This window comes from Syntrophorhabdaceae bacterium, assembly GCA_036504895.1.
Lineage (GTDB): Bacteria > Desulfobacterota > Syntrophorhabdia > Syntrophorhabdales > Syntrophorhabdaceae > PNOM01.
The window spans coordinates 1-11,596 of the sequence record DASXUJ010000012.1 but is presented as its reverse complement, the minus strand read 5'-3'; the positions used below and the strand labels follow the sequence as shown (position 1 = coordinate 11,596).

Genomic DNA, 11,596 nt, shown 5'->3' with positions numbered 1-11,596 from the left:
CCAGATCGCCTCCATTGATCCTGTGGCCGTCGATCAGGCTATACCCTTCCGTTTCATAGACCCGAAGTTTATTGAAGCCCACTACCCCCACCTTATTCAATTGGGGTATGGTGACTGCCGCATGAGAGGTCCCTCCCCCTTTTGCGGTAAGGATTCCGTCTACCTGCAGGATTACGCCCACATCCTCCGAGACCGTGTCGGGCCTGATGAGAATCAGTTTCGTGTCGGGCTCGTCGCTTCTGTATTGTTTGATCTCTTCCTCGGAATATACCGCCCTGCCGGAAAGGGCGCCCCCGCTCACGCCTATGCCTGCGCCCACGAATGATTTCTGCAAACCGGGGGTATCCCGGAAGATCCTGAGCCTCTTGGTCTCGGTCTGGGTCATGTCCCTGGTTTGAAGGATATGGAGCCCGTCTTTCGTGGGCGTCTCGAAGGTGAACTCTATCTCCTGATGGTGGAATCCCTTTTCATAGATCAGCACATCGGCAAGGCGCACAAGCTCCCTGTAAATCTCGGGAAACCTTTCCTGGAGTGAGATGGGGGATTCCCGGCGCTCGGCGATCCTCTGATTAGCGGAGATGGGGTAGGTCTCCACGAGGCCCGATACAATATCGTCTCCCTGAACCCCGAAGATAAAGTCTCCGTAGAGGGCGACTTCAGACGAGGAGCCCTTGGGGTCCCTGGTAAAGATCACGCCCGACCCGGAATCTTCGTTAAGATTCCCGTATATCATCGCCTGGACTATGACCGCGGTACCCCACTCGTTGGAGATATGCATCTCCCGCCTATATATATTGGCCTGATCGGAGTACCAGGATGCGAATACCTGAAGGATCGCCTTTTGAAGCTGCAGGGCAGGGTCATCGATAACCTCCACACCCTTTTCTTCCATGGCCCGCCTATAGGAGAGGGCGATCTGTCTCATCTGCTCGGCATTAAATTGAATTTTCCGGTCAATATTGTATCTGAATTTGAAATCGCTGATAATCCTGTCAAAGAAATTGCGGTCGAGGTTCTCGAACATGCCGTAAGTCTGAAGGTAGCGCCGATAGGAATCCCAGGCTGCCCATTCGAACCCTTTCTTTTTGCTCAGGCCTTCGGCAATCTCCTCGTTGATGCCAACATTGAGAAAAGAATGCATCATGCCCGGAAGGGATATGGTGGCCCCGCTTCTCACTGAGAGGAGTAGCGGGTTCTCCGGATCGCCATATTTCTTGCCCAGCGTTTTCTCGAGCTTCAGCACCTCCGAGTTGATGCGATGGGCCATATCATTAAATATGTACTTATACCCCACCACTGCATCGTAGCTCCTGAAGACTTCAGTGGTAAGGATAAAGCCGGGAGGGATAGGGAAATTGAATGATGCCAGCTCTTTAAGAAAATATCCTTTATTGCCTATGAGGATCTGGTTATCGATATGTTTTGTTTTCTTGTAAATAGGGGAGATCGCCAGCTCGGGCGTGTATGCCATCATGAGGTTAAGGATATGCTTATTGTCCTTAAATTTCTCCAGTTCCGCCTTCAGGGTCCTTATAATGGCGTTGACCAGGTTATCGAGCACCTGGAGTCCGAAAGAGGATGAGATGATAGAGCGAAAAAAATTCTCCGATGCCTGATAAACGGCCTGTTGCTCCCTGTCCACGGATAGTTCTTCCACGGACCGTCTGTTCAGGGACGACGTCTCGACCTGGCGTATGATGACGGGAAGGTTCAGGCTGTGAGCGTCGATGTAATAATCCTTTATGATGTCCCTGATGCCCTTTGAGATAAACTGGAAGATATCGATATATTGATCCACCGAGAACTGCTTGAGCTGGAGGGCGCTCGTGATGTACTTCATCTTGGCCACGAGGCCTTCAGTGGCAACGCCTTCGAGCTCAAGGGCCTTCACATAGAGCCACAGATATTTGTGAATCCTCGTGAGGGTGCTTTTCGTGATGAATTTGAGATTTAACGATTGGATCAACTCCTCGAAAAGGGTGGTGGCATAGTTCTCCAGGCGGAAGGAGAGCCCCACCGCCTCGAACTTCTCTTCCTGGTACGTCCCGTACATGGAAGGTATGCCCGCGGCGATGTGTCTCTTGTGATAGATGTTCTCAAAATAGGTGGTCTTCTTAGGGGATAGAATCCTTTCTTTCAAGGCGGTGAGAAAACCGAGGATGATGACGAGGCTCTGAAAATAGTTCTTTCTGTGGATGTGTCTCCTGAGAGAGCGGACGCGGGCGATGCTGAAGATACCGCTCGATTCCAGGTCTTTCAATAGATCTATGGGAAGGAAATTATATTTCTTATACAGGAGCTGATAGAGCCGTATCACAAGTGCGGCGCGTTCCCGGTCTCTCTCGGGCACGCCCTTTATATGCAGGATCTCCCTTTGAGCCTTGGGCCCGTCCCATTCGAGAAATTCCCGCGGCTCTCCATGCACCCGGGGAAACAGAACGGTAAACACCGTGTGGAGCCCTTCGAAATACTCTCCCTCCGGCTTGATCTGATCGAATACTTCCTGGGGGAGATGGTGCCTGATGAAATTCTTATCCCTCGAGTACCAGAACCGGAATACGTCCTCTATGAATGTGACGAGGAGGCTGTTACTTTCCACGTGGGACTGCTTCCGAAGAAAATAGACGAGCTTGTCATTCCTCTGGGAAAGCTCGTCAAGTTTTGTCGATGTTTCCCGCAATTCTCCCTCAGCCCCTATTTCAGTAAAATAGATAGGGAAAATCCGAAGGAGCTGTTTGACGAGATTATAGGCGGGCTGGATATCGGAATTGAGGAGCCCCGATATATCCTTCTGCAGGAGATCCGTATCGCGGACAAAGACCCCGCCGATTTTGAGGTTGATTATAAGGGCGGACAGCAGTCGTTTGGCCCAGCGGGGTCTCAAAGCTATGATTCCGAGCCATGAGCGTATGTTGACGATATGGGCCGGATTTACCTTGACCTGCCACTCGGCAGTCGAACCTGATATCTCGGGTCTCTGAAATCCGAAAAGTACTAACTCTCCGATCATGGTATCGACGAGAGGATGGCTCTTCCTGTCATACACTTCCTTCGCGAGGGTGGTGATGCAGTCGATCACCGCACCGCTGTGCTGGGGCGAGACATTCCGCCTCAATAGAGCGAATACTTTTTTGACGAAATCATTGAGATTACCTTCGTCCTCTTCTTTGAAGACCATTCTGAGACACCGGTTGATCTCCTGGAGAAGGCTCGTGTGCATCTCGGAAAGGCCCGGTACCCCCATCATATTAAAGAGAAAATCCAGCTTCACTATGTGCTGCCGTCCCGGGAAAGCGGGCGAACGCTCGAGGTTGTCCGCCACCAGAAAATATCCATTGACGATTTGGGAGTTGTCCGGCATGTCAATATAGCGGGGCGCCAGCTCATCGCTTACCATGGTGCTATCCGACCGGAGGTCCTCAAGACGTCCGAGGAGGACCTGAAGGTTCCTGTGACTCAAGGGCTCGATGAGTTCGCCGAAGGCCTTGGCCCCGTCCGCGCCACACTCATCCGGAGTTAACCACAGGGAAGGGTCGGGTTGGGTAAGCCAGTAAAGGTACGTCTCCCTGAAGAAGTGAAAGAGGAGCCCTCCTAAAGCAGGCATGGGCAGGATCTCTTTGCCGGTAACTGATTTGAGCATGGCCTTTAAATAGGTCGATGCCTTTCTGAAGGAGGAGCCGTGTTCCTGATACGCCTTTTCCAGGGATTCGATCAAAAAGGGGAAGAGTTTCAGATTCCTGGCGAGGTACTCCCTGCTATTTTCGATGATGGTCACCACGAAATCGAAGAGGTAACGGGTGGCGGTATCCTTTATCCCATCCGCGGAGGATGATTCGATCACATCGAAATATATGGTGAGAATAATCCTTAAGGCGGGGAGACCCTCTTCATGCAGGTTGACTTCATAGAAATCCCCTATGGAGAGGGTCCTCAATTCCTTAAGGACATATTCCCAGTTTACATAAGGATGATTGAGCTCAAGAAGAAGGTCCGTGGTCCGTTTGGATACTCCGTAGTGCCCCTGGACCACCCGGAGAAGGTGTCCGTATTTCTCGGGGATCTCTACGAAGGCCGCAGTCCTTTCCAGGTTAACCTGGAGGGCTATGGAGTTTAAGGTTTTCAGTTTTTCGTCCATATGGATCACCTGTCCCTGACTTATCGGTTTATAGGGTATTTATAACAAAAAAAGGGGTGGTTTCCCACCCCTTTTATCGGTATGCTGCATTTACTTGTTAAGTTTGCCTTTGAATTTCTCGATGAGCTTGGGAACGACCTGGCTGTAGTCGCCCACTACGCCGAAAGTGGCAGCTTTGAAAATAGGGGCATCGGGGTCTTTGTTGATAGCCACGATGCAGTCCGAAGTCCTCATGCCGGCGAGGTGCTGGATTGCGCCGGAGATACCGCAGGCGATATAGATTTTCGGTTTTACCGTCTTGCCCGTCTGACCGACCTGGTGCTCGTAAGGTATCCAGCCGGAGTCGACTGCGGCACGGGAAGCGCCGAGGGCTGCGCCGAGCATATCGGCAAGCTCTTTGAGGACGCCGAAACCTTCCGGTTTGCCTACGCCTCTGCCGCCGGACACGATGATGTCTGCCTCGACGAGGTTGACTGATGCTTCTCCCTTGACGAATTCCACGACCTTCGTCTTCAGCTCGTCTTCCGTCAGGGCGAAGGCTTCTTTCACGATCTCGCCGCTCTTGGACGCATCTTTCTCAGGCATGGCGAATGCTTTCGGCCTCACCGTCGCGATCTGGGGCTGGGCCTTCTCGTTTACCACTGTGATCGTATAGTTGCCGCCGAAGGCTGCGCGCGTCATCTTTACTTTTCCGCCGTCTATTGCGAGTCCGATCGTGTCGGTGCAGAGGCCGCATGCAAGTCTTGCCGACACTGACGCGGCTACGTCGGTACCCTGGCTCGTGGCCCTGAAGAGGGCTACTTCGGGTTTGTACTTATCGAGGAGGAAGTTTGCCGCCTTGGAATATGCGTCGGTCCTGAATCCCTTGAAAATCGGGCCATCAACGGCGTACACTTTTGATGCGCCGTAAAAGAATGCTTCCTGAGCGATGTTGTCGACGTTCTCGCCAACCACAAAGGCGCAAAGAGATGAGCCGAGATCGTCCGCCAGTTTCTTGCCGATGCCCAGAAGCTCATAGGACATGGCTGAAACATCTTCATATTTATGCTCTATATATACCCATACATCGTTAGCCATCGTTTATCCCTCCATCCGGTTATTTTATGACTTTCAGGTCAATCAATTTATCTACGAGCAATGATGTTACATCTTCTATTTCGCCCTTGAGGACCTCACCGGCTCCTCTTGGAGGCGGTACGGCGATCTCCACCACTTTCGTGGTTGAGCCGGCGGCGCCTACTTTTCCCTTATCGACGCCAAGGTCATCGGCAGTCCACTGGGGGATGGCGATTTTCGAAGCTTTTCTTATGCCCATAAGATTGGGAAGGCGGGGCTCATTAATGCCTTTGACTACGGAGATGACGGCGGGCAGTTTTGCTTCGATGACTTCGGTGCCGCCTTCAATAGCCCTTTCGACCACGATCTTCTTGCCTGCTGCATCGATTGAGCGCACTTTTGAAACGAATGTGAGGGGGCTGTAGTCGAGAACAGCCGCAAGTAAAGCCCCTACCACACCGGTGTTGCCGTCGGTCGACTGCTTACCGCAGAATACTACGTCCACATCGCCGATCTTCTTGATCGCGGCTGCGAGAACGGAGGCGGTAGCAAAGGTATCGGAGCCTGCAAATGCCGGATCGGTAAGCTGATAGACGGAGTCCACGGTCAGGGCGAGGGCATTTCTCAGGACGTCGGCAGACTTATCCGGGCCCATCGTGATTGCTACGATTTCGCCATCATAGTTCTCTTTCGTGAGCAGAGCCTCTTCCAATGCAAATTCATCGAAGGGGTTGGTGATCGAGTCCATGGACTCTCTGTTCAACATACCCTTTGGGATATCCCATTTCACCTCTGCTTCGGTGTCGGGAACCTGTTTTATACACGCTACTATTTTCACAGTGTCCTCCTTGGTGTTTTATTGACCCTTAAAGGTGGGTTTTCGTTTTTCTACAAAGGCTGTCATCCCTTCTTTCTGGTCCCGGGTAGCGAAACAAAGCCCGAAATCCCTGGCTTCGAGCATGAGCGCCTCTTCCATGCCCAAATAAAGGCTTTTATTGATGCATTCCTTTGCCAGTCCTATCGAGAAGGGACCATTTGCTTTTATCTTGTTCGCAAGGGCCATGACCTCGACCATCAGCTGGTCGTGGGCCACTACCTTGTTGAGAAGTCCCATCTCGTATGCTTCCTGGGCCCCTATGGTCCTTCCTGAAAATATGAGTTCCTTGGCCTTCCCGAGACCCGCAAGTTTTGCGGTCCTTTGGGTGCCCCCGAAACCGGGGAATATCCCGAGGGTCGTCTCAGGGAAACCGACTTTCGCCTTATCCGATGCATAGATGATGTCGCATGCAAGGGCTACCTCGAACCCTCCGCCGAGGGCATATCCGTTTACCGCCGCGATTACCGGTTTCCTCATGTTCTCGAGGACCGCAAAGGCCTCGTGGCCCCTCTGGGAGAACGCCATGCCTTCGATGGCATCGAGGTCTTTCATCTCGAGTATATCGGCTCCGGCAATGAAGGCCTTGTCTCCCTCTCCGGTGACGATCACAACCCTCACGTCAGGGTCGCTGCTCAACTTCTGTGCCGCGTCCTTTATCTCGACGAGGGTCTCTGAGTTAAGGGAATTAAGCGCCTTCGGGCGGTTTATCTTTATGATCCCTATGCCGTCATTGATTTCAAGGAGCAGGTTTTTGTAGTCCATAGTCTGTTATGCCTCGCTCTCGAGGATTGCGGCCAATCCCTGCCCGCCGCCGATACACATGGAGACGAGTCCGTATCTGAGGCCGAGCCTCTTCATCTGATAAAGGGCGGTAGTCACAAGTCTTGCGCCGGTGCATCCGATCGGGTGGCCGAGGGAGATGCCGCCGCCGAACATGTTGCACTTGTCCATATTTACCTTAAGCTCCCTGATGCATGCGATCGACTGGGACGCAAAGGCTTCATTGAGTTCGATCAGGTCTATCTGGTCGAGGGTAAGGTTTGCCTTTTTGAGGGCCTTTCTGATGGCAGGGATGGGACCGAGTCCCATATATGCGGGATCCACACCGCCTGCTGCGTAGGCGATCAGTTTGCCCATAGGCTTGATTCCCAGCTGATTGGCTTTCTCTCTCGACATGAGTACCGCCGCCGAAGCCGCGTCATTCAAGCCCGATGCGTTTCCTGCCGTCACCGTACCGTCTTTCTTGAATGCGGTGGCCAGTTTCCCCATTTTTTCCATTGTAGTGTCCATGGGTCTCTCATCCGTATCGAATATGATGGGATCGCCTTTCCTCTGGGGTATCTTCACGGGAACGATCTCCGCCTTGAGGACGCCGTCCCGGATTGCTTTCATTGCCCTCTGATGGCTGACGAGACCGAACATATCCTGCTCTTCCCTGGTGATGCCGTATTTTGCGGCGATGTTCTCGGCAGTAACGCCCATGTGGTAGCCATAGAAGATCTCCCATACGCCGTCAAGAACCATGAGGTCCGTCATCTTGGTGTCGAACATTCTCGCTCCCCAACGGGCCGAAGGCACTGCGAACGGCGCCTGGCTCATGTTCTCCATGCCGCCTGCAACCACAACCTCATTGTCGCCGGTCATGATCGACTGTACCCCGTTGATGATGGCCCGCAGTCCGGAGGAGCAGACCTTGTTCAAGGTGTATGCGTTTGTCTCTTTCGGGACTCCGCCCTGAATGCACGCCTGTCTGGCCGAATTCTGGCCGAGGCCGCCCTGGAGGACGTTGCCCATTATGACCTCGTCGATCTCTACTTCTTTCAGGCTGCTGTCGAAGTTATAATATTTCGCTTCCAGTTCCGTATCGGTCTTCCCGTTGAAGATGTCGGGTGCCACGTCTTTGTCTTTGTTCTTCGAAGGCCGTATACCCGCACGTTTTATCGCTTCATTAATTGCAAGCCCCCCCAGCTGTACGACCGGAACGTCTTTCAAAGAAGCGCCGAAACTGCCGATTGCCGTTCTTGCACAAGATACTATTACTGCCTCTCTCATATGCCTCTCCTTTTCATGGGAACTTTGGATTAATAACCCCACCTTTTTTTATCCTAAATGCGCGAATTTGTCAACGAATTTTAATATGGACTGGTCTGAATTTGCAACAAATTGCACAGCCCGTGAGGCAGGTCGGAAACACGCCCGTTTCATTCATGTTCCGGGTCCTTTGCATCGATATATTTCCTGGTCGTCCGGGACTTTGGAGTTTACTTTTCGGACCGTTCTGTTAGAATGTAGCTCAAGACATCCGGAGGTGACACAATGATTCGTAGGCTGGGGTTTTTTTGTATCGTGATTTTCCTCGCCCTTACCACATTCGGCCATGGCGCCGATGAGCCCTCTCAGGTCGAGCATAAATGGGAGCCCTACTCGAAGGACAGGCAGGGGGTGAATTTTTATTATGACAAGGATGCCATCGTCTACGGGACCGATGGGGTGCTCAAGGTTTGGAGAAAACGTGACTTTCCGATCAGGGCCCGGTATAGGGAAATTATCAATCTGGACGAGATCGACTGTTTCAGACAGAAATATCGCGCATTGGAGATTAAGGTTGTAGGTTGGGATGATTCGGTCGAATCATTTAAACGCGTGGCGGAGTGGTCCACAATTTACGGTGATTCTCCGGAAGAATATTTTCTCGACACGGCATGTAAAGAGTTCAAGAAGAAAAAGAAATAGATACCCGCGGTAACCAATCCTGACGGGCAGCAGGCACCGGGATATAATGGTTCAGGCGCACTCGTCATATAATTGAGGGAGGCCGTCTCCGAATGAAGAAACAGATCGTCTGCGTAATGGCCGCAATTCCACTCATGATCTTTTTCGCGGTGGGGTTAACGGGGTCTGCGGTGCATGCGCGACCAGCAGGACATCCCATTGATTTGAACGATGTTTCGGACGAAGCCGCCGCTTCAGGTATCGTCTGCGCAGTGAGCGGATTGCGGCCTTACATGGTATCGACCTTTCCCCCCGACGCGCTTTTGCTCGCCCTGTTCCAGAACGTCTCTCCCACGCTGAAAGGCTATAAACTCAACGTTTTGGGAAAGACCCAGAACAGCGCCACGGGCGTCTATACCTGGTATGTGTATTATCTTGACAGCACCAACGGTTTTCAGTACTGCTCGATCGACCTGACCATGATAAAAAACACGAATACGAAACTTCCCTATTACTGGCTCTATCTCCTGCGTATCCCCACGGGGTCCACGGTGACGACCTGCTCCGGCTTGCTGGAGCAGAAATATCAATAACCTCCCTTTATCAACCTGGGATAAATATTGGAATATTTTATTCCGTGAAATCTATTGTATCTTTTTTGCGGTACACAAGGGCCTGACATAGGGCAATAAGACCTTCAGCGTCCTTTACCGTTATCTGATAAGTTGCCGTCTTTCTGCCGCAGTGCACCTCTCGCGATTCCGCACGAAGAAGGGTCTGTTTCGTCGCGGGTTTAAGGTAAGTCACATTCATGCTCAGTGCCACGGCCATAGTGCCATGGCTGTTCGAGCTTATCTCGAAGGCCTCGTCTATGAGGGAGAAGACAGCCCCTCCGTGCGCCATGTGATGAATATTATCCATATCTTCACGGTATTCCATTTCACAGGCGGCATATCCCTCGTCTACTTCAATGAGGCGTATACCGAGCAAACGGGCAAAAGGCTCTTCTGCTACTTTCTTCATGAACTGCCGGCGGGTCCGTTCTTCCATTATCGTGTTTTCTCCTTATGGGGTTTTTCTTTTGAGCACGAGCGACCCTGCGGCGCCCACGAGAGAGACAAGGGCCGACAGGAGAAAGGCATGGGCAAAGGAGCCTGTAGCGTCCTTTATCCATCCCGCCACAGGCGGACCGAAGGCCTGACCTATGCCGAAGAAGAGGGTAATGAAACCCAGGGCCGCCGGAGCGAGCCGGCCTCCCACGGCATCTCCCGCGGCAGCCGCCATTATGGCGGGAATTGAAAAGGCGGTGATGCCGAACACTATTGCAGACACGTAAAATCCGCCGGGGCCTTTCCAGAACGTGAAAATCATATAGGAGATCGCAAGGGTGAGGTAGGCGAGCATGGATCCGTATCTTCTTCCGACCACGTCTGAGATGCTGCCCCACACAATCCCGCAGAATATGCTGAAAATTCCGAGAAGGGCGAAGAGAGCGCCGGCCCTCGCCGTGGTGAGTCCCATTTCTTTAGTGAGGTAGGCCACAAAGAACGTAAGATATATTATATATGAGAAACCATACATGAAATAGACGGAGCCGAGCTTCCATATCTCTTTTTGGCCCACCACATCTTTCCAGGCGGAGAAAAGGGTAACCCTGGGTCCGGACTTCGGCTCATCGCCGCCTCCATAGATGGAAACCCCCTTGTCCGCGGGACTATCCCGCAAAAAGGCATAACAGACAAAGGAGAGGAGAAAGACGATCCCTCCAAGGAGATGCCATGCATATCTCCAGCCATCCCGACCGTGGCTGGAGATAAAATAAGGGAGTATTAGTCCGGAGATGGTCAGGCCGATACCGATGCCCGCTGCCACTATGCCTGTGGCGAAGCCTCTTTTTCTCATTACGAACCATGCGGCGGGCAGCGCCATCAAGGGCACATAGCTCGCCCCGTTCCCCATGCCGGTAATAAGGCGAAGAAAAAAAGCGGAGCCAAAAGATTCGGCGAAGCCGGTGAGAAAAAGACTGATGCCCATGACCAGCAGGGAAGCGAAGGCCACTTTCCTGACGCCGAACCGGGCCGCGAGGAAGCCTCCAATGACGGCAAGGCAGAGATAGCCGATGAAATTGCCCATGGCGATGAAACCGATCTGGGTGTAATCAAGGGCCAAACCCTCTTTCATCGAAGGAAGGATCACGGAATACGACATCCTGCCGAATCCATGAGAGAGTATCACTACCAGTGTTCCCGTGAAAGCCACGACCCATGCGTAATGTACCATGGAGGACCTCCTTGGTCTGTTTTATCTTGCGACCTCGGGGATTAAAACTATTTCCCGGGGCATTTCTTATCGATTTAACCGGTGTCCGGGCACGCGGTCCGAAGAGTGTCGCCCTCCTCCTGTAAGACATCTGATAGTGGTATTTATGTAATGGAGAATTATATATGCACTGCAATCTGTCAAGGAAATTATTGATCTCACCTGAATTTGACGGATTCACGGGCGGAGGGGCGGACCGCCAGACAAAGAGCGGGCTGCAGCTTTTATGAGCAGAAAACATATTGACTCTGAGATACGGGCGATATTATTCTTTCTTTGGGGTAGGACAAGGGCGGCAAGATCCCGTGAATCGCGGGTAATATAATCACGATATCATAACTCAAACGCCAGGAGGTACCATATGACCTACGAAACACTCTTAATAGAAATGGAAGGAAACGTCGCAACCGTACGACTCAACAGGCCCCCGGTCAACTCTCTCAACGTCCAGGCCTATTCCGACATCTATCAGGCATTCTCAGAGCTCGACAAGGACG

At 52.2% G+C, this 11,596-nt stretch carries 9 protein-coding genes; 2 read left to right on the top strand and 7 right to left on the bottom strand.

All coding sequences use genetic code 11. From position 1 onward, the window contains the following. From VGJ94_01895 to VGJ94_01875, 5 genes are all read right to left on the bottom strand, one after another. The coding region (locus VGJ94_01895; protein HEY3275345.1) for a PEP/pyruvate-binding domain-containing protein at window positions 1-4,135 on the bottom strand (4,135 nt) is incomplete at its 3' end. 90 nt (window positions 4,136-4,225) lie between these two features. Then, window positions 4,226-5,212: an electron transfer flavoprotein subunit alpha/FixB family protein gene (locus VGJ94_01890; GenBank protein ID HEY3275344.1), complete on the bottom strand. Its 987-nt coding sequence runs from the start codon at window positions 5,210-5,212 to the stop codon at window positions 4,226-4,228. 19 nt (window positions 5,213-5,231) lie between these two features. After that, complete coding sequence (locus VGJ94_01885) at window positions 5,232-6,029, bottom strand: electron transfer flavoprotein subunit beta/FixA family protein (GenBank protein HEY3275343.1); 798 nt, start codon at window positions 6,027-6,029, stop codon at window positions 5,232-5,234. Window positions 6,030-6,047: 18 nt separating this feature from the next. Next, the gene (locus tag VGJ94_01880; protein ID HEY3275342.1) at window positions 6,048-6,830 is read right to left on the bottom strand and encodes an enoyl-CoA hydratase-related protein; all 783 of its coding nucleotides are present in this window, start codon (window positions 6,828-6,830) and stop codon (window positions 6,048-6,050) included. Window positions 6,831-6,836: 6 nt separating this feature from the next. Then, entirely contained in the window at window positions 6,837-8,120 is a 1,284-nt protein-coding gene (locus VGJ94_01875; GenBank protein HEY3275341.1) for an acetyl-CoA C-acetyltransferase, read from the bottom strand. 264 nt (window positions 8,121-8,384) lie between these two features. On the opposite strand from VGJ94_01875, the gene VGJ94_01870 reads away from it, so the two are divergent. Together VGJ94_01870 and VGJ94_01865 are read left to right on the top strand one after the other, a co-directional pair. Beyond that, a complete protein-coding gene (locus VGJ94_01870; GenBank protein ID HEY3275340.1) occupies window positions 8,385-8,801 on the top strand; it encodes a surface-adhesin E family protein in 417 nt (138 codons plus the stop codon). A 92-nt stretch (window positions 8,802-8,893) separates the two neighbouring features. Then, the gene (locus VGJ94_01865) at window positions 8,894-9,373 is read left to right on the top strand and encodes a hypothetical protein (protein ID HEY3275339.1); all 480 of its coding nucleotides are present in this window, start codon (window positions 8,894-8,896) and stop codon (window positions 9,371-9,373) included. A 37-nt stretch (window positions 9,374-9,410) separates the two neighbouring features. Here the strand turns inward: VGJ94_01865 and VGJ94_01860 are convergent, their stop codons facing one another. Both VGJ94_01860 and VGJ94_01855 read right to left on the bottom strand, forming a co-directional pair. Then, window positions 9,411-9,830, bottom strand: coding sequence for a PaaI family thioesterase (locus tag VGJ94_01860; GenBank protein ID HEY3275338.1), 420 nt, complete (start codon window positions 9,828-9,830; stop codon window positions 9,411-9,413). A 15-nt stretch (window positions 9,831-9,845) separates the two neighbouring features. Further along, on the bottom strand, window positions 9,846-11,060 hold the full coding sequence (locus VGJ94_01855) for an MFS transporter (GenBank protein HEY3275337.1): 1,215 nt from the start codon (window positions 11,058-11,060) through the stop codon (window positions 9,846-9,848). Window positions 11,061-11,596: the final 536 nt, after the last annotated feature.

Coding starts and splice junctions, on each gene's coding strand:
- VGJ94_01890 (HEY3275344.1), bottom strand. CDS start 5,212: ATGGCTAACGATGTATGGGTATATATAGAGCATAAATATGAAGATGTT.
- VGJ94_01880 (HEY3275342.1), bottom strand. CDS start 6,830: ATGGACTACAAAAACCTGCTCCTTGAAATCAATGACGGCATAGGGATC.
- VGJ94_01875 (HEY3275341.1), bottom strand. CDS start 8,120: ATGAGAGAGGCAGTAATAGTATCTTGTGCAAGAACGGCAATCGGCAGT.
- VGJ94_01870 (HEY3275340.1), top strand. CDS start 8,385: ATGATTCGTAGGCTGGGGTTTTTTTGTATCGTGATTTTCCTCGCCCTT.
- VGJ94_01865 (HEY3275339.1), top strand. CDS start 8,894: ATGAAGAAACAGATCGTCTGCGTAATGGCCGCAATTCCACTCATGATC.
- VGJ94_01860 (HEY3275338.1), bottom strand. CDS start 9,830: ATGGAAGAACGGACCCGCCGGCAGTTCATGAAGAAAGTAGCAGAAGAG.
- VGJ94_01855 (HEY3275337.1), bottom strand. CDS start 11,060: ATGGTACATTACGCATGGGTCGTGGCTTTCACGGGAACACTGGTAGTG.